A 17,991-nucleotide genomic window follows, 5' to 3' on the forward strand; every position below is an offset into this window, starting at 1 on the left:
CTCCGTCCTTGTGTTCGCTTGGAGCTTTTCGTGCTTAATAGATTCCGCATGCTTGTCGTCTGTGCTTTGACCCTCGCGCTTTGCTGGGTGCCGGGACTTGCGTTTGCTGGGGACGCTGAGGACGGGGCCCAGGTTGCTGCGACCGCTCATGGGCTTTCCTATGGGATCGAGGGTTTTGAGCGGTTGGCCAAGGGGACCGCTCGTGCCATGGAGGGCCAGCCTGAGGGCTATCGGTTTCCCGTTGACGAGGACGTGGACCTTGTAGTGGCGCCCGCTGCCGATCGCGTTATGGTGTGGATATCGCCCAAGGCAGTCGAGAAGTATGGTTTGGATCCGCAGGACAACGAGTGCGTATCGGGTCTCAAGGCTCTCGTCTGTGAGCTCGACAGCGCAAACTGCATGGGAGGTGCGCAGCTGGGGGACGTGGATCTTCCTTGGTATGTCACGGCGGAAACAACGTTTGATGCCGGCGGGTATACCTATGGCTTTGATGTGCGTGGTGCGGATGGGGACCGCTATGTGGTGATTGCGTCAGCCTCGGGTGATGCCAAGGGCGGCGCGCGTTGGCTTGATAGCGCTCAAATGGTAGAAGCATCGTCTGTCGTGTTGCGGGATGAGCAGGGGCCCTTGGCCTCTCTGGCCTCCTTTTTGGGCAACATCGACTATCGCCCGTTTTGGGTGTCTATCAAAACGAGCGGCCTTGCCCTGCTGATCTCCTTTGCGCTGGGCCTGTTTGCCGCATGGAAGACCATGGGTACGACGAGCCGCGTGAAGGGCCTACTCGACTCGGTCTTTACCATCCCGATGGTGCTGCCTCCCACGGTGTGTGGCTTTCTGCTCCTCATGCTGTTTGGCCGCTCAACCGGGGTTGGCCAGTGGCTTATTGCACACAGTATCTCGATCGTCTTTACGTGGCCCGCGGCGGTGATATCTGCCGTGGTGGTGTCGTTTCCCCTGGTCTACCGTACGGCACTCGGAGCCTTCGAGAGCCTTGACACGCAGATGCTCGATGCGGCGCGAACCCTGGGATGGTCCGAGCGTCGCATCTTTACCAAGCTTATGATGCCGCTTGGCTGGCCCTCGATTGCCGCCGGCACGGTGCTCGCCTTTGCCCGCGCGATGGGCGAGTTTGGTTGCACCCTGTTCCTTGCGGGCAACTACGCCGGCATTACCCAGACCATCCCTATCGCCATCTACTTTGAGTGGATGGGCGGCAACACCTCGGTGGCCCTCTTTTGGGTCGTCGTCGTGATCGTGTTTAGTTTCCTGGTCATCCTGTTCATCAACATGTACACGGCGCATTCGCAAAAGTATCGCGAGCGTGGTCTCTCCCGTGCAGAGCGCAAACAGGCCAAGCAGCTGGGTAGCCAGATCGATTCGCTCGACCCAGTGGGCGGCGATGCGCTGCGTATCGATCGCGAGGCGCTGGCCGAGCTCATGCGCGATGACGCCGTCTCGAAGGGAGGTCGATAGACCATGTCGCTTGTCCTGGATATCAAAAAGCGCTATCCCGGGTTTATGCTCGACATGCAGCTCGATGCCGGCGAGGAGCGTGTGGCGCTGCTCGGCGCCTCCGGATGCGGCAAGAGCTGCACCTTGCGCTGTATTGCCGGCGTGGAGACGCCCGACGAGGGCAAGATCGTCGTCAACGGCGTGACCTTCTTTGACTCTGCGACGGGCATCAACCTTTCGCCCCAGGAGCGAAAATGCGCCCTGATGTTTCAAAACTATCAGCTGTTCCCTAATATGACGGTGGCCGATAACGTGTGCGCCGGCGTTGAGGGTGCAGGCGACGCCGCAGCGCGCAGACGACTTGCCGAGCGCTACCTGGGTATCTTTGGACTGGTCGACTTTGCCGACCGTTATCCCGCGCGCCTCTCGGGCGGCCAGCAGCAGCGTGTGGCGCTTGCTCGCATGGTGGCGGCACACCCGGGCATTTTTATGTTCGATGAGCCCATGAGCGCGCTCGACGCGTATCTCAAGAGCGCGCTTGAGCAGAACATGCTCGACCTGTTCGACGTCTGTAACCGTACCGTGCTCTACGTGAGCCACGATATTGACGAGGCATGCCGCCTGTGCGAGCGCATTTGCGTGATGCATAACGGACATGTGGAGGAGATCGGCTCCGTCGAGGACGTGGTCCGCCGGCCGCAATCCTTGGCTGCGCTGCGCCTGACGGGCTGCAAGAATACGAGCCGCGCGCGCAAGATCGGGCTTCAGGAAGTTGAGGCCCTGGACTGGGGCATGACCTTCAACGTGGGCCGTGAGGTTCCCGATAACGTGGCGTACCTGGGTATTCGTGCGAGCTACTTCCATGTGGACAACCGTGCCGAGCGGGGTCGCAACAGCTATGACCTGCACGTGGCCCGAGTGAGCGATTCGCGTTTTGAGCGCCTGGTGCTGCTGGACGCGCCGCGTGCCGATGCGCCGACGCGCCTGCAGTGGAAGGTCAACAAAGTGGGCATGCCTGTCGACGAGCTGCCGCAAGCAGGCGAGACGCTGCGCATGCATTTTGATGCCAGCAGGATCCATTTGGTTTGTCGATAGCGCCGGGTAGTGCCGTCGGGGGATATAAGCCTCGGCGGCTTTGTTTTTGCCGTTCGCCGAATGAGGAATGACAAATTCTTATCAATCAAGATAATTATTTATTAAACGACGGCACACGATGCTGTCGTACGAATGTCAACGGTGTTCGCATGGTCGATGACCGTTGATATAGTTGACTTCAACTTGTTAAGGAGGGTGCGCACATGCCGCAGACGACATATATTCGCCGCATTGCCGCGCGCGCCCTCTATATGGCTCGGAGTCGCATATGAGCAGGTATGTTCACGGCTCCGGGAGAGACGACGCACAACTAAATAATCGACCGCAAAGCAGGTTCCCCAAAATTCCGGGTTTGAGCACGGTCGGGCAATCGCCGTCCGTCGTGCATCGATACCGCTGTTATCCGTTTTTGGTTCGAGAGGGGAACCGTTATGGCTGAAGAATTCGATTTCCATCCGATGTGGGAGAGCCTCGGCATGAATCTTGCCGACCACGATATGCTGCTGGGCGCCGTGGGCCAGATGTACGGCGACATATTCCTGACGCAGAACAATCGCCCCAAGTCCACGTCCTACCTGGACTTTGTGGCCACCAACATCCATAGCGGCCGCATTAAGGAGATGCTCGACAAGAAGGAGGCTGGCGAGGCCACCAAAATCGTGGGCTCGTTCTGCGTGTACGTGCCCGAGGAGATCGTGCTTGCCTGTGACGGCATTCCCGTTGGTCTGTGCACGGGTGCCGATTGGGCAACGGACAAGGTCGAGGAGCATCTGCCGCGCAACACCTGTCCGCTTATCAAGAGCTTTGCCGGCTTTAAGCTGGGCGAGGTCTGCCCCTACATTGAGTCGAGTGACCTAGTGGTAGGCGAGAACACCTGCGATGGCAAGAAGAAGGCCTACGAGTTCTTTGCAACGCAAAAGAACATGTACGTCATGGATATTCCCAACGTGCACGACGAGTCGACGCTCGTGACCTGGAAGGCCGAGGTCAAGAAACTCGCCGCCAAGATCGAGGAAGAGTGCGGCGTCAAGATTACGCCCGAGCGTCTGAAGGCTGCCATCCACGCCGTCAATGAGAAGCGCCGCGCCCTGCAGCGCCTCGCTGCCACGCGCGCTGCCGACCCTGCACCTATTAGCGGTCTCGACAGCCTACTGACCGTTCAGGCCGCCTTTATGGACGACACGCCGCGTCTGACCGGAGCCATCAACGATATGGCGGCTGAGTGCGAGCAGCGTGTCGAGGCTGGCGAGGGCGTGGCGCCCAAGGGGACCAAGCGCATCCTGTACACCGGCACGCCCATGGCCGTGCCCAACTGGAAGCTGTTCAACCTCATCGAGAAAGCCGGCGGCGTTGTGGTAGGCGAGGAGTCCTGCACGGGCTCGCGCTACTACAAGGACCTGGTCGACGAGTCCGGTGAGACGGTGGACGAGATGCTCGATGCCATCGCCGAGCGCTACTTTAAGATCAACTGCGCCGTCTTTACGCCCAACGACCAGCGTATGAAGGACATTGTCCAGATGGCCAAGGACCTGCATGCCGACGGCATCGTCGACGTGGCCCTGCAGTTCTGCACGCTCTATGAGATGGAGTCGTTTGCCGTGGAGAAGGCCGCCGAGGAAGCCGGCATTCCGTTTATGCACATCACGACCGACTACGCCGGTGAGGATGCAGGCCAACTGCAAACCAGGATCGAGGCCTTCTTGGAAACCATTTAGGGCTATCCGTCCCGGCGGCTTTCCCAGGCACCCGATCTTGCCGTTCAAACCGTCGCTTGCGTGCGAAAGTACGCGGCGCGTCTCTTTCACGGCAACCTCGGGCACCTGGGAAAGCCGCTTCCTTGGTTGGTTAAAAGGTTTAGGAGTTATATGTCGGAAAATATTGAGCAGCCGTTGCCCAGCACGTTTGAGGAGTTTAACGAACAACGCAAGGCGGCGTTTATTCGCGTTAAGGATTACAAGCAGGCGGGTAATCGCCTGGTCGGCTTTTTGTGCAGCTATACGCCGCTCGAGATTATCGATGCCGCGGGCGCCTCGAGCGTGGCTCTGTGCGGTACGTCCGACGAGGTGATTCCCGAGGCCGAGAAGGTGCTGCCGGCAAACCTCTGCCCGCTCATCAAGTCGACGTATGGTTTTGCCTATTCGCAAAAGTGCCCGTTTACGTACTTTAGCGACATGATCATCGGCGAGACCACCTGCGACGGCAAGAAGAAGATGTACGAGCTGCTCAACGAGCTCAAGCGCACGCACATTCTGCACCTACCGCAGGGCCGCGACCGCGCCTACGAGCGCGAGGGCTGGTACGAGGAGTGCCGTCTGCTCAAGGAGGAGCTCGAGAACTTCTACGGCATTACGATTACTGATGACGACCTGCGCGCCGCCGTCCGACGCCGCAACCGTCTGCGTGCGGCACAGCTCGATATGTTCGCGCTGCAGGCCAACCAGCCGGCGGCCATGAGCGGCGTCGACCTGATGAGCACCATGTTCGCCGGCACGTTCAGCTTTGATATCGAGACCTATACGGAGCAGCTGGAGCAAAAGGTCGCCAAGCTGCGCGAGGCCTACGACGCGGGCGAGCGCCCGGTTGCGGCGGATGCCAAGCGCATTCTGATCACCGGTTGCCCGGTGGGCGGCGTGATCAACAAAATCGGCCGCACTATCGAGTCCAACGGCGGCGTGGTCGTGTGCATGGACGACTGCTCGGGCGAGCGCACGGCGGCGATGATGATCGACCCGGATGCGCCCGACATCCTGCGCGCCATCGCCGACCGCTACCTGGACATCAACTGCTCGGTCATGACGCCCAACGACGGTCGTATGGAAAACACGCTGGCCATGTGCGAGAAGTATCATGTCGATGGCGTGGTGGAGAGCGTGCTGCAGGCCTGCCACACCTTTAACGTGGAGAGTGCGCGCATGCAGGAGGCTGTCGAGGGTGCGGGTATTCCGTATATGAAGATCGAGACCGACTACAGCAACGGTGACATGGGCCAGATTGAGACCCGTATCGCCGCCTTTATCGAGACGCTCTAGCTTCCTCAGGCACCGGATCTTGCCCCTCAAACCGTCGCTTGCGTACCAAAGTACGCTACGCTCCTCTTTCGGGGCAACCTCCGGCACCTGAGAAACCTAGAGCTAAGGCGCCTGAACTCGCCACTGTCTTTGATGTTTTGATGAGGAGAGAGCCATGATAGGGATCGGGATTGATATCGGGTCTACGGCGGCTAAGGCTGCTGTGGTCGACGGGGAGGGTTCATTGGCGTGGACGTGCGTGCAGCCAACCGGGTTCTCCTCGGTCGATGCTTCCGAGCGGCTGCGCGAGGCACTGGCAGCGGCCGGCTATGGCGTGACAGCCGACGACGTGCGCGTGATCGCGACCGGCTACGGTCGTGTCGCCGTGCCCTATGCGCACAAGGTCGTGACCGAGATCACCTGCCACGGTACCGGTGCCGTGCGTCTGTTTGGTGACCATGGCACCGTGATCGATGTGGGCGGCCAGGATACCAAGGTCATTCAGCTTAAAAGTGGCCGCGTGGCCAAGTTTGCCATGAACGACAAGTGCGCCGCCGGCACGGGGCGCTTTTTGGAGATCATGGCCGACCGCCTGGGCATTTCCCAGCAGCAGATGGCCGACCTGGCGCGTTCCGGCGAGCCTACCAAGATCAGCAGCATGTGCACGGTGTTTGCCGAAAGCGAGGTCATCAGCCTGATCGGTCGCGGTGAGCCGCGCGAGAACATCGCCCGTGGTGTGATCGACAGCGTGGTCTCGCGCGTGGCGACCATGGCCGGGCAGGCGGCGGGTGCTCCGTACTACCTGACGGGAGGCCTGTGCGAGAACGCCTACGTTGTGGAGCGGTTGGGCGAGCTACTGGGGTCGCCGGTGACCACCTCGCCCCAGGCTCGCTTTGCCGGTGCCATCGGCGCGGCGATTCGCGCACAGGCGCTCAATTAATGCATCCGCCTTGGGCTCGCATTCATGCGTATACTGAGAGAAAATGATTGACCGATGAGGGGAGGTATCGATGCCTGACGATCAGATTAAGCTCACGTCTATGACTGCCGCGAGCGGTTGAGCCGCTAAGTTGGCTCCTGGAGCCCTCGCCCAGGTCCTGGGCGACTTACCCAATGTGCATAACGACAACCTGCTCGTGGGGTTCGATACCTCCGACGATGCGAGCGTCTTCCGTGTAGGGGAGAACCTGGGGCTCGTGCAGTCCATCGACTTCTTCCCGCCGATGGTCGACGACCCGTTCCTGTTTGGCCAGATCGCCGCGGCCAACTCGCTGTCGGACATCTACGCCATGGGCGGGCGGCCGAGCCATGCCATGAACTTGCTGTGCATCCCGAGCTGCCTGGGCGTTGAGGTTGCCGGCAAGATTTTGGCAGGCGGTGCCGATAAGTGCGTCGAGGCCGGTTGCTCTATCGCGGGCGGCCATACCATCAACGACGACGAGCCCAAGTACGGCCTGTCCGTGAGCGGCTTTGTCTCGCTCGACCGCATGCTCGCCAACAGCGGCGCGCGCGCTGGCGATGTCCTGTTGCTGACCAAGGCGATCGGCTCTGGCATCATCACCACGGCCATTAAGGGCGAGCTCATCGAGCAGGACGAGGCCGCAGCCATGTTTGACTCGATGCGCACCCTCAACGAGGCGCCGATTCGTCTGGCCGAGGGACTTGAGCTTCACGGCTGCACCGATGTCACGGGCTTTGGCCTGATCGGGCACGCGTGCGAGATGGCCGAGGGCTCGGGCGTGCAGGTTGAGCTTGCGTCGGGGGCGGTGCCGCTCTTTGATCAGGTGCTCGACATGGCACGTCTGGGCATTATCCCAGCGGGCTCCTACCGCAACCAGGACTTTTTTGGCCCGCGTGTGGCTGCCGACGAGGACCTGGAGCCGGGCATGCTCGACGCGCTGTACGATCCGCAGACGTCTGGTGGCCTGCTTATCGCGGCGCCCGCGGCGGATGTGGATGAGCTTGCGCGTCGCCTGGATGCCGAGGGGTGCATCGCCGCCGTTATCGGGCGCGTGTGCGAGGCGATGCCGAGCGGTCCTGCTGTTCGCGTTGTGCATTAAAGAAAACCGTTTATGCGACCGCCTACTGTTCTGGGCGGTCCCTTTTGAAAGGATGTAGCTATGTCTATCAAGATTGAAGTCAATGCCATGGGCGATGCCTGCCCGCTGCCCGTCGTCAAGACGCTTAAGGCACTCAAACAGCTTGATGGCGAGGGTGCCGTGGTGACCTCGGTCGACAACGAGACCGCCGTCAAGAACATCTCCAAGATGGCGCAGGAGAAGGGCTGCACGGCTTCGGTCGAGAAGATCTCGAACGCCGAGTGGCACGTGAGTGTCGCGACCGCCGGTGCCGTGGCCGTTGCGGACCCCGAGCAGGACGGTGCCGCTTTCTGCGACGCCAGCGCCGGCAAGGGCAAGCTCGTCATTTCCGTCTACACCGACTGCATGGGCCGTGGCGACGACGTGCTGGGCCACAAGCTCATGAAGGCCTTCATCTTTGCCGTGACGCAGCAGGAGGAGCTGCCCGCGACTATGCTGTTCTACAACGGCGGTGCCAAGCTGACCGTCGAGGGATCTCCAGTGCTCGACGACCTGAAGGGCCTGGCCGAGCAGGGTGTCGAGATTCTCACCTGCGGTACCTGTCTCGACCACTATGGCATTAAAGACCAGCTTGCGGTGGGCGAGGTCACCAACATGTATGTGATCGTGGAGAAGATGGAGCAGGCCGTGCGCGTCGTGCGCCCGTAGCGTATTGGTTGGAGTTGCCATGAGGGAGAAGCGCCCGGCGCTTGTCATCACGTTTCCCACCACGGCGGCCGCCATGGGTTGCGAGTCCCTGTGCATCGAGCGCGGCCTTCCCGGGCGAACGATTCCCGTGCCCGGGGAGGTCGCTGCCGGCTGCGGTCTGGCGTGGAAGGCGTTGCCTGCCGATGAGGAGCTGCTGCGCAGCGAACTTGCCGCGGCGGGCGTTCCCACCGAGGGCTATACCGTGATTGATATGTGGGAGGTCGTGCGATGATCTACCTGGATAACGCGGCGACGACCATGCACAAGCCGCAGGCGGTCATCGATGCCGTGACGCAGGCGATGTGCTCGCTCGGCAATGCCGGGCGCGGCGCCACGTCGGGTGCCCTCGACGCGGCGCGTGCCATCCACGGCTGTCGCGCCAAGCTTGCGCGCTTGCTGGGCTGCCCGCGTGCTGACCATGTTTGTTTTACGCCCAACTCCACCACGGCGCTCAACACCGTCATCAATGGCGTGGTGCGCCCCGGCGACCGCGTGGTCACAACGGTGCTCGAGCACAACTCCGTGCTGCGTCCGCTCAACCGCCTGGCGGCAGAGCAGGGCGTGACCGTTGAGCACGCGGGCTGCGACGCGAACGGCGTGCTCGACTACGATGAGCTCGAGCGGTTGGTCACGCCGGGCACGCGTGCTGTGGTGGTGGCGCACGCCTCCAATGTGACCGGCAACGCGGTCGACATTGCACGCGTGGCCGCTATGGCCCATGCTGCCGGTGCGCTGGTGATCGTCGATGCCTCGCAGTCTGCCGGCACGGCGCATATCGATATGCGGGCCATGGGGCTCGACGTGGTGTGCTTTACCGGCCACAAGGGGCTCATGGGACCTCAAGGCACGGGTGGCCTGGCCGTGGCGGAGGGCATTGACGTGGCTCCTTGGGCCATGGGCGGCACGGGCGTGCACAGCTTCGATGCGCTGCAGCCGCGGGAGTGGCCCACGCGCCTTGAGGCGGGCACGCTCAACGGTCACGGTATCGCCGGCCTTTCTGCCGGCCTCGACTTTATCGAGGCCCAGGGTGGGGTCGAGGCGATTGCTTCCCACGAGCGTGCGCTCGCTGATCGCTTCCTTGCCGGTGTACGCGAGATTCCAGGGATTAAGCTCTACGGTGCGTTTGACCTGCCCACACGCTCGGCGATCGTCTCGCTCAACGTGGGCGATATCGATTCGGCCGAGGTCTCGGACGCGCTCATGCAAGGGTGGGGGATTGCGACGCGCCCCGGTGCTCACTGCGCTCCGCTCATGCACCGCGCGTTGGGGACCGAGCGCCAGGGTGTCGTTCGCTTCTCGTTTGGGTATTTCAACACGGACGAGGAAGTTGACGCCGCGATTGAAGCTTTGCGCGATTTAGCTTACTAAAGCGTATATACTTGCGGGATGGGCCTTTTGCCCGTCCCGTTTTTGTTTCGACCCGAAAGGTGGTCCCATGGCCTCATCCGCGCCGCGCGGCCTGCGCTCCGACCATGTCGTTACCGTCGGTATCGCCCTGTTCTCGATGCTCTTTGGCGCCGGCAACCTCATTATTCCGCCGCTGCTGGCGCTGCAGGCAGGTTCTGCCACGCCGGTCGCCATGCTTGGCTTTCTCATCGCCGCCATCGGCTTGCCCGTTATGGGCTTTATCGCCGTGGCACTTGCCGGAACGGCGCGCGAGCTTGCCGGCCGCGTGCACCCCAAATTTGGCGAGTTCTTTGTCGCGGCGGTGTATCTGGCTATCGGCCCGTGCCTGGCCATTCCGCGCACGAGCTCCACGGCCTTCGAGATGCTGGTGCCGCTGCTGCCCGAGGGCGTCTCGCTCGCCACGGCTCGCCTGGTGTTTGCCGTCGGGTTCTTTATCGTCGCATTTGCGCTCACGCTGCGTCCCGGCGTCATCACGCGCGTACTCGGCCGCATTACGGGCCCCGCGCTCATCGCCCTTATCGTATTGGTCGTGGGCGCTGCCGTGGTCTCGCCGCTGGGTCCCGCTGCCGCGCCACAGGCTCCCTATAATGCCGGTGCTGCCGTGCAGGGCTTTTTGACCGGCTATCAGACCATGGACCTGCTCGCGTCGCTCGCCTTTGGCATCATCATCGCCGAGACCATTCATGAGCTGGGTGTTACCGATGACAAGCGTGTGGCCTTCGAGATTTCGCGCTCTGGTGTTATCGCCGGCGTGCTCATGGCCATCATCTACTGCGGCTTGGGCCTTGCCGGTATGCAGCTCGGCACCGTGATGCCCGACGCTACCAACGGCGCCGCTATCCTTGCGCGTTCGGCCTCTATGCATTTTGGTCTTGCCGGCACGGTCGTGGTCTTTGCGATCTTTTTCCTCGCCTGCATGAACGTGTGCATCGGCCTTATCAGCTGCTGCTCGCGTTACTTCTGCGAGACGTATGTGGTCGAAGGGGGAGCGGAGGCTTCCGAGGAGGCCATGCGCCGTCCTTTTGCGGTTCTCGCCTTTGTGTTCGCCGCATTTTCGTGCGTGCTTTCCAACGTGGGCCTCGACGTGATCCTTATGTTCTCGGTGCCCATGCTCAACGCCTTGTATCCCGTTGCCATTGTGCTGGTGCTGATGGGCCTGGTGCACGGCTTTTGCGACGCACATCCGCAGGTTTGGGTCTGGGTCGGCGGCGTTGTCGCGGTGCAGAGCGTAATCACTTCGGTCCGCGATGCGTTCTTTGCGGGCGCGTGGCTACCGTTCGATGCGTTGCCGCTGGCAGATATCGGCGCTGCGTGGGCACCGGTTGCCGTGGTTGCCTTTGTGATCGGTCTGCTCCATAGCCGGTTTGTCGCACATTCGAGGAGCTAGGGTATCGTCGCTTGCACAGGCGGGGAGTCTCACCTATAATTTCCTTCGCTTTGGGACACGCAAGGTTTAGACCTTAGCTGCTCAACACCTTCGGGACGTGGCGCAGTTTGGTAGCGCGCCTGCTTTGGGAGCAGGATGTCGCAGGTTCAAATCCTGTCGTCCCGACCATATCTTGCGGGCGTAGTTCAATGGTAGAACCCCAGCCTTCCAAGCTGATGACGCGGGTTCGATTCCCGTCGCCCGCTCCACAAGATTGGTTAACGGCTTTGATTCTTTTTGGGATCAAGGCCGTTTTTGTGAGAGTACCGGGTGACGAACCCGTCGCTCCAAGTAATTTGCAGGTCAGAGGTACGTTTACTTCTGGCCTGTTTTGTTTTGACCATCCGGCGCGGGACATGTGCTTTGGCAATGCTTGTCCCACAACGTAAGAAAGAAGTGATCGACATGGCAGATTCCAAGGCAGAATACCCCACCTCCGATTGCCTGGCGCCCGCCGCGATCGAGGCGAAGACCGAGGCCGCAGGCGTTACCAAGGCCAACCTGCCGGTCTCGAAGGCCTTTTTGCTCGCCATGTTCGCCGGCGCGTTCATCGCCTTTGGCGGCCTGTTCTTCACGGTCTTTCTGAGCGATGCGTCCCTTGGCTGGGGCGCTCAGCGCTTTGTGGGTGGCCTTGCTTTTTGCCTGGGGCTGGTGCTCGTGCTTATTTGCGGCGCGGAGCTGTTTACCGGCAACTCGCTTATGGTCTGCGCGCTTAAGAGCAACAAGATCACGCTCGTCCAGATGCTCAAGGCTTGGGCTATTGTGTGGATCGGCAATTTTGCCGGCGCCCTGTTCGTTGTCTTTTTGATTTACATGGCAGCCATTTACAAACTCAACGGCGAGGCCGTCGCCAACACCATGGTGAGTGTCGCCGCCGGTAAGGTTACGATCGGCGCCGTTACCATCTTCTTCCGCGGTATTCTGTGCAACATCTTTGTGTGCCTGGCCGTATGGATCGGCACTGCCGGCAAGACCGTGGTCGACAAGGTCGTGGGCATTTTGCTGCCCATCGCCGCCTTTGTAGCATGCGGTTTTGAGCACTGCGTTGCCAACATGTACTTTTTGCCCATGGGCATTTTGATGCACTCCTGCGGCTATGGAGCCGATGTCGCCGGCGCCGATGCCCTCAACGCTGCCGGGTTGGCGCTCAACCTTACGGTCGCCACGCTGGGCAATATCGTGGGTGGCGCCCTGATCGTGGCGCTGGGCTACTGGTTTATCTACGCCAATAAGGAGGCCTAAAGCCACCAAGCCATAACCGACCAAAAAGGGACAGGTTTATTTTGGCAGGTTTTAGACGAGGCTCTTCGACGTCTTGTCACGAGCTGCCATAATGGACCTGTCCCTTTTGCGTGCGCGCCGGTATTTATTTGCCCGATGACGATCGCGGGGGACCAGCTTTTTATTGAACATGTCGAAAGGCTTTTCATGAGCGACTGCGAATCCATGTCTGCCGAGGTGCGCGGCCGCCTGCGTTCCATTCCCGCCGTTCACGAGCTGCTTGCCGAGTGGCCGGTCATGAAGGCTGCTGGCGATGCAGGCGACACGATGGTACGCGAGGCGATTGACGCCGAGCTCGATGCCGAGCGCGCGGCGATTCGCTCCGGCGCCCCTGCAAGGGACAAGCGCGAGCTCGCCTTGGCAATTGAGCAGCGGACCCATCGCCTGTCGCTGCCGACCCTGCGCCCTGCCGTCAACGCGACGGGCGTTGTGATTCACACCAATCTGGGCCGCGCTCCGCTCGCTCCCGCGGCGGTGCAGGCGGTGACCGATGTCGCCCGAGGTTACAGCACGCTTGAGTATGACGTCTCAACCTGCGCTCGCGGGGGCCGCAAAGAGCATGCCGCGCGTCTGCTGCGCACGCTCACGGGGGCGCAGGACGCCTTAGTTGTCAACAACAACGCCGCGGCGGTGCTGCTGGTGCTTGCCGCGCATGCAAGCGGCAAAGAGGTCATCGTGAGCCGTGGCGAGCTTGTCGAGGTGGGCGGCAGCTTCCGCATTCCCGATATCATGGCGGCTTCGGGTGCCAAGCTTGTCGAGGTGGGCTCCACCAACCGCACGCATCTGGATGATTACCGAAGCGCCATTACGCCCAATACGGCGATGATCTTGAAAGTTCATCCTTCTAACTACCGTATCGAGGGTTTCCACGAGGAGGTTTCCGCGGCGGAGCTTTCTGCGCTGGCGCATGAGCACGGGCTGTTACTGTACGAGGACCAGGGCTCGGGCGCTTTGCTTACAGATGAGGTGCTCGTCGATGCTGGGGAGAAGCCCACGTCCGCCTCGCTTTGCGCCGGCGTTGACGTCGTCTCGTGCTCGGGCGACAAGCTGCTCGGCGCCTCGCAAGCGGGCATTATTCTCGGTAGCGCCCAGGTAATCGCCGCCTGTGCCTCGCATCCGCTTATGCGCGCGCTTCGCCCCGGCAAGCTCACGCTCGCGGCGCTCGAGGCCACTTTGCGCCTGTATGTGACCGGATCCGATACAGCGCATCGGGAGATCCCGGTGCTCAACATGCTTTCCGGCGCGCCGGCTCCGCTCGAGCGTCAGGCCAAGCGCCTGCATGACCGCATGCTGCGCAAGCTTCGCGAGTCTCAGTGTGAGGAGGCGGTGGAGCTGCAGGTTGTCGAGGGCGTGTCTGCTCCGGGCGGCGGTTCGCTGCCGACCGTCGAGCTCCCAACTTTTTGCGTTGCCGTCTGTCCCGTCGATGGGCGTCTATCCGCCGATGGCCTAAAGCGCGCTATGGTACAGGAGCCCGATACGCCGGTTGTGACGCGCGTGCGGCACGACCAGGTGCTTTTTGACGTTCGCACGCTTTTGCGCGACACCGACCTTGACCTGTGTGCGTCTGCGTTGGCGGATGCCGTGCGGGCAGGTTTGCGTCGATGACCGCGCGCGAGCTTGTCGAATGTCCCGTTATCGTCGGAACGGCAGGACACGTCGACCACGGAAAGTCGGCCCTTATCGAGGCGCTGACCGGCAAAAATCCCGACCGTCTGGAGGTCGAACGGCGCCGAGGCATGACCACTGAGCTCGGCTTTGGCGAGCTCGAGCTTCCCAGCGGCAAGCTTGTCGGCTTGGTCGACGTACCCGGGCATGCGCACTATCTGCGCGCCATGGTGCAGGGCGCCACCGGCGTGGACGTTGCGTTGCTGGCGGTTTCGGCCGTTGAGGGCGTGATGCCGCAGACCCGCGAGCACGTTCGGGTTCTGGAGCTGTTGGGTGTGACGCGCATGGTCGTCGCACTCACGATGCGCGATTTGGCCGACCACGAGATTGCCGCGCTGGCGGAGCTCGATGTCGAGGCGTTTCTGGACGGGACCGTGTTTGCGGGTGCCTCTATAGTGCCGGTGTCCTCCAAGACGGGCGAGGGCCTGGACGAGCTGCTTACGACGCTCGATAACACGGTTTGTTCGTGCTGGTCGGAGCATCTGGAGGCGACCGCTGGCTCGGGCGCCGCGCCCCGTCTTCCCATCGACCGTTGCTTTAGCATCCGCGGCACCGGAACCGTCGTGACGGGTACGCTGCACGACGGTCCCGTTTCGGTTGGCGATGAGCTCGTTGCGCTGCCGTCGCAAACGCGCTGTCGCGTGCGCGGGGTGCAGGTTCACGGGGATACCCAGTGCGCGGTTCCCGGCCAGCGCGTCGCCCTGAACCTGGTGGGCGATGGCGTGGCGGGCCTCAAGCGCGGCGAGATGCTCGGCGTCGAGGGTCGCGTGGGCCAGACGCTGCGCTTTTTGATGCAACTGACATATGTGGGGCGCGATGGCGTGCGAGCCGGCGTTCTTGCTTCGGGTACACGCGTGCACGTTATGGCGGGCACGGCTGAGGTGCTCGGCCGCATAATGCTTTTAGACGACGAGCCGCCTATTGCGGTCGGCGAGACGCGTGTGGTGCAGGTGCGCCTGGAACGGCCGCTGCCGTTGCGCGCCGGCGATCATGCCGTCATTCTGTCGTATTCGCCGATTTCGCTGCTTGGCGGCGGACGCGTCCTGCTATCGCGCTGTCGCCGCGCGCGGGTCCTGTCGGCGGGGGAGCGCGCGTTGTATGCGGCGCTTGAGTCCGGAGATGTCGCGGACGGCGTACACGCGTGGCTGGCGCTGCAAACGCTGCCTGTTGCTGCTGCCGGTGTTGCCGCAGCGCTCGATCTTGTTACCGGCGAGGTCGAGATCGTTTTGCGTGGGCTTGTGGACCAGGCTGCCGTGTGCGAGCTTGCTGCGGGCGGTGCGGTGCTCTACGCAGATGCCTCGGCTCTCGATGCTGCAATGGATGTGCTGGCTGCGGCCTTGTCCTCCATGCACGCGGCGGCTCCCAAGGAGATCGGCTTTACGTCCGGTGCGGTCGCGCACGCGGCTTGGCCGGGCGCCGGTAACGATGTCGCGATGGCACTTATTGCCGAGGGCTGTGCACGTGGCGTGTGCGCCGTCGACGGTGCCGAGGTGTTCGACCCGCATTCCGCCGCCGCGGCGATACGCGTGGTGCGCGAGGCTGGCCAGCGTATCGTTGCCCTGCTGGATGAGGCCGGTCTTAATGCGCCGACGCTTCCCGAGGTGAGCGAACAGTTGCAGCTCGATCGCGACACCATGACGCGTGCACTGCGCGAGCTTTCGCTCAACCACTCGATCGTTAAGGTCGAGCGCGACGTTGCCTTGTCCGCCGCTGCCGAGGCCCATGCGCGTGAGGTTGTTGCGACGGCTATCGAGGCTGCTGGCGGCGCCGCCACCACGAGTGTGCTGCGCGAAGCCCTGGGCGTGTCGCGCAAACGAACCATTAGCATCTTGGAGCACCTGGATGCCGTGCGCTTTACAGTACTCGACAAGGAGTCCGGCGGTCTGAGATCGCTGCGTTAGCGGTTTCCGCATCGCTCTTTTCGGTTGTGGTCTGTTGGGTTTGGTAAAATACCGCCACGTTTGGGAGCGGATGGGCTCCGGTGGGCCCCGCGGTCTTCAAAACCGTTGTGAGGCGTGCAAAACGTCTTGGATGTGTTCGATTCACATCCGTTCCCGCCAACGCATCTCGCCAAAACCACCACAAAGGTGCCTGTCCTCTTTGTGGTGGTATGGACCATGTGGACGAAACAGCTTCGAAACACGCGATTTGTACGTCGGGTGCTCAAAAACGCTTCTACCTGCATCGTAATCAAAACGAAACATCTGCTCGTCGGTTTATGCGAAACTTTGCTGCAACAGTGCGATATTATCCATACTCGATAAAGCTCGCGGCGCATAGGGTGCCGCGACCAACATTTTTCGTTTCCCATCATTGGAGGAAGCATGAGCTACACGCAGAAAGTTCTCGAAGAGCTCAAGGCCCGCTATCCCGAGCAGCCTGAGTTCATCCAGGCCGCGACCGAGATCCTCGGCACCATTCAGCCGGCGCTCGACGCCCACCCCGAGTACGAGGAGGCCGCCCTGCTGGAGCGCCTCGTCGAGCCCGAGCGCATCGTCATGTTCCGTGTTCCCTGGGTCGACGACCAGGGCAAGGTCCAGGTCAACCGCGGCTATCGTGTCGAGTTCAACTCTGCCATTGGACCCTACAAGGGCGGCCTGCGCTTTAACCCGACGGTCACCCTGGGTATGCTCAAGTTCCTGGGCCTGGAGCAGATCCTCAAGAACAGCCTGACCACCCTTCCCATGGGCGGCGGCAAGGGCGGCTCCGACTTTGACCCCAAGGGCAAGTCCAACAACGAGATCATGCACTTCTGCCAGTCCTTCATGACCGAGCTCTATCGTCACATCGGCCCCAACACCGACGTTCCCGCCGGCGACCTGGGCGTTGGCGGCCGCGAGGTTGCCTACCTGTTCGGTCAGTATAAGCGCCTGACCAACGAGTGGACTGGCGTCCTCACCGGCAAGGGCCTCTCCTTTGGCGGCTCGCTCGCCCGTACCGAGGCCACCGGCTACGGTCTGGTCTACTTTGTGGACGAGTACCTCAAGAGCCGCGGCGACTCCTTCGAGGGCAAGAACGTCGTCGTTCACGGCTCCGGCAACGTCGCCATCTACGCCGTCCAGAAGGTCTCCCAGCTCGGCGGCAAGGTGCTCGCCTGCTCCGATACTCACGGCTGGGTCGAGGATCCCGACGGCATCGACTACACCGTGCTCGAGCATGTCTACAACAAGAAGCGCTCCGGCCACGACAAGGGCGTCACGCTCGCTATGTACGTCGACGAGAAGCCTAATGCCACGTGGCACGAGGGCGACGGCCGCGGCGTGTGGCAGCTTCCCTGCGACATCGCGCTGCCCTGCGCTCGCGAGAACACGCTGCTGCTCGAGGATGCCCAGGCACTCGTCGCCAACGGCTGCAAGGTGGTCGGCGAGGGCGCGAACATGCCCACGACCATCGAGGCCACGACCCACTTCCAGGAGAACGGTGTCGCCTTTATGCCCGGCAAGGCTGCCAACGCCGGCGGCGTGCTCGTGTCCGGCCTGGAGATGAGCCAGAACGCCGAGCACCTGTCCTGGACCTTCGAGGAGGTCGACGGCAAGCTCGAGCAGCTCATGCGCGGCATGTTCCACAACGTGGACGACACCGCCAAGGAGTACGGCGAGGAGGGCAACTTCGTCATGGGCGCCAACATCGCCGGCTTCCTGAAGGTTGCCGACGCCATGCTCGCCCAGGGCGTCTGCTAAATTTTCGCTCGACATAGCATCGCAGAAGGCTCCCAGTCATCTTGGCTGGGAGCCTTTTCTATCCCGGAGGACTCCTCATAACTTGCGGTGGAATACGGATTGTTTTGCGTTCCAGAACGGCTAATCAGTCCGTATATCACCGCAAGTTATGGATGGGTGGGTGGATTTTGTCCTAAATCGGTGTGCGGCCC

At 61.9% G+C, this 17,991-nt stretch carries 14 protein-coding genes and 3 tRNA genes; all 17 read left to right on the plus strand.

Annotation, left to right across the window (positions count from 1 at the left end):
- The first annotated feature begins 30 nt into the window (after window positions 1–30).
- The 17 genes from modB (at window position 31) to gdhA (ending at window position 17,800) form a co-directional block, all read left to right on the plus strand.
- Window positions 31–1,473 (plus strand): molybdate ABC transporter permease subunit, encoded by a 1,443-nt coding sequence (gene modB, locus DW850_RS05450; RefSeq protein ID WP_233540625.1) that lies wholly within the window; start codon window positions 31–33, stop codon window positions 1,471–1,473.
- Window positions 1,474–1,476: 3 nt separating this feature from the next.
- Window positions 1,477–2,547, plus strand: a complete 1,071-nt coding sequence (locus DW850_RS05455) for a sulfate/molybdate ABC transporter ATP-binding protein (protein ID WP_117786470.1) — start codon at window positions 1,477–1,479, stop codon at window positions 2,545–2,547.
- A 431-nt stretch (window positions 2,548–2,978) separates the two neighbouring features.
- Window positions 2,979–4,262, plus strand: coding sequence for a double-cubane-cluster-containing anaerobic reductase (locus DW850_RS05460; protein WP_117786471.1), 1,284 nt, complete (start codon window positions 2,979–2,981; stop codon window positions 4,260–4,262).
- Window positions 4,263–4,412: 150 nt separating this feature from the next.
- Window positions 4,413–5,576, plus strand: a complete 1,164-nt coding sequence (locus DW850_RS05465) for a double-cubane-cluster-containing anaerobic reductase (protein WP_117786472.1) — start codon at window positions 4,413–4,415, stop codon at window positions 5,574–5,576.
- 154 nt (window positions 5,577–5,730) lie between these two features.
- The gene (locus DW850_RS05470; RefSeq protein ID WP_117769981.1) at window positions 5,731–6,495 is read left to right on the plus strand and encodes an acyl-CoA dehydratase activase; all 765 of its coding nucleotides are present in this window, start codon (window positions 5,731–5,733) and stop codon (window positions 6,493–6,495) included.
- A gap of 70 nt (window positions 6,496–6,565) precedes the next feature.
- On the plus strand, window positions 6,566–7,615 hold the full coding sequence (gene selD, locus DW850_RS05475; RefSeq protein WP_117769980.1) for a selenide, water dikinase SelD: 1,050 nt from the start codon (window positions 6,566–6,568) through the stop codon (window positions 7,613–7,615).
- A 60-nt stretch (window positions 7,616–7,675) separates the two neighbouring features.
- Window positions 7,676–8,302 carry a sulfurtransferase-like selenium metabolism protein YedF gene (gene yedF / locus DW850_RS05480; protein ID WP_117765839.1) on the plus strand — a complete coding sequence of 209 codons (627 nt, stop codon included), beginning with the start codon at window positions 7,676–7,678 and terminating at the stop codon, window positions 8,300–8,302.
- 19 nt (window positions 8,303–8,321) lie between these two features.
- Window positions 8,322–8,573, plus strand: coding sequence for a DUF3343 domain-containing protein (locus DW850_RS05485; protein ID WP_117765837.1), 252 nt, complete (start codon window positions 8,322–8,324; stop codon window positions 8,571–8,573).
- Window positions 8,570–9,709 carry an aminotransferase class V-fold PLP-dependent enzyme gene (locus DW850_RS05490; protein WP_117786473.1) on the plus strand — a complete coding sequence of 380 codons (1,140 nt, stop codon included), beginning with the start codon at window positions 8,570–8,572 and terminating at the stop codon, window positions 9,707–9,709. The genes DW850_RS05485 and DW850_RS05490 overlap by 4 nt, the downstream gene beginning before the upstream one ends.
- Before the next feature lie 67 nt (window positions 9,710–9,776).
- Window positions 9,777–11,135, plus strand: a complete 1,359-nt coding sequence (brnQ, locus tag DW850_RS05495; RefSeq protein WP_117765833.1) for a branched-chain amino acid transport system II carrier protein — start codon at window positions 9,777–9,779, stop codon at window positions 11,133–11,135.
- Window positions 11,136–11,226: 91 nt separating this feature from the next.
- Window positions 11,227–11,303 (plus strand) — tRNA-Pro (locus DW850_RS05500).
- Between the two features lie 6 nt (window positions 11,304–11,309).
- A tRNA-Gly gene (locus tag DW850_RS05505) sits at window positions 11,310–11,383 on the plus strand.
- 196 nt (window positions 11,384–11,579) lie between these two features.
- The gene (locus DW850_RS05510; RefSeq protein WP_117786474.1) at window positions 11,580–12,416 is read left to right on the plus strand and encodes a formate/nitrite transporter family protein; all 837 of its coding nucleotides are present in this window, start codon (window positions 11,580–11,582) and stop codon (window positions 12,414–12,416) included.
- 186 nt (window positions 12,417–12,602) lie between these two features.
- Window positions 12,603–14,060, plus strand: coding sequence for an L-seryl-tRNA(Sec) selenium transferase (selA, locus tag DW850_RS05515; protein ID WP_158565227.1), 1,458 nt, complete (start codon window positions 12,603–12,605; stop codon window positions 14,058–14,060).
- Complete coding sequence (selB, locus tag DW850_RS05520) at window positions 14,057–16,021, plus strand: selenocysteine-specific translation elongation factor (RefSeq protein WP_117786476.1); 1,965 nt, start codon at window positions 14,057–14,059, stop codon at window positions 16,019–16,021. The genes selA and selB overlap by 4 nt, the downstream gene beginning before the upstream one ends.
- Before the next feature lie 62 nt (window positions 16,022–16,083).
- Window positions 16,084–16,180 (plus strand) — tRNA-Sec (locus DW850_RS10175).
- Between the two features lie 264 nt (window positions 16,181–16,444).
- Complete coding sequence (gene gdhA / locus DW850_RS05525) at window positions 16,445–17,800, plus strand: NADP-specific glutamate dehydrogenase (RefSeq protein ID WP_117786477.1); 1,356 nt, start codon at window positions 16,445–16,447, stop codon at window positions 17,798–17,800.
- The last annotated feature ends 191 nt before the right edge of the window (window positions 17,801–17,991 follow it).

It is taken from the genome of Collinsella sp. AM36-4AA, from assembly GCF_003467795.1.
Taxonomy (GTDB): Bacteria; Actinomycetota; Coriobacteriia; order Coriobacteriales; family Coriobacteriaceae; genus Collinsella.

Bases quoted from the DNA above. Each gene is read 5' to 3' on its own strand.
- DW850_RS05455 (WP_117786470.1), top strand. From the start codon at position 1,477: ATGTCGCTTGTCCTGGATATCAAAAAGCGCTATCCCGGGTTTATGCTC.
- DW850_RS05460 (WP_117786471.1), top strand. From the start codon at position 2,979: ATGGCTGAAGAATTCGATTTCCATCCGATGTGGGAGAGCCTCGGCATG.
- DW850_RS05465 (WP_117786472.1), top strand. From the start codon at position 4,413: ATGTCGGAAAATATTGAGCAGCCGTTGCCCAGCACGTTTGAGGAGTTT.
- DW850_RS05470 (WP_117769981.1), top strand. From the start codon at position 5,731: ATGATAGGGATCGGGATTGATATCGGGTCTACGGCGGCTAAGGCTGCT.
- yedF (WP_117765839.1), top strand. From the start codon at position 7,676: ATGTCTATCAAGATTGAAGTCAATGCCATGGGCGATGCCTGCCCGCTG.
- DW850_RS05485 (WP_117765837.1), top strand. From the start codon at position 8,322: ATGAGGGAGAAGCGCCCGGCGCTTGTCATCACGTTTCCCACCACGGCG.
- DW850_RS05490 (WP_117786473.1), top strand. From the start codon at position 8,570: ATGATCTACCTGGATAACGCGGCGACGACCATGCACAAGCCGCAGGCG.
- brnQ (WP_117765833.1), top strand. From the start codon at position 9,777: ATGGCCTCATCCGCGCCGCGCGGCCTGCGCTCCGACCATGTCGTTACC.
- DW850_RS05510 (WP_117786474.1), top strand. From the start codon at position 11,580: ATGGCAGATTCCAAGGCAGAATACCCCACCTCCGATTGCCTGGCGCCC.
- selA (WP_158565227.1), top strand. From the start codon at position 12,603: ATGAGCGACTGCGAATCCATGTCTGCCGAGGTGCGCGGCCGCCTGCGT.
- selB (WP_117786476.1), top strand. From the start codon at position 14,057: ATGACCGCGCGCGAGCTTGTCGAATGTCCCGTTATCGTCGGAACGGCA.
- gdhA (WP_117786477.1), top strand. From the start codon at position 16,445: ATGAGCTACACGCAGAAAGTTCTCGAAGAGCTCAAGGCCCGCTATCCC.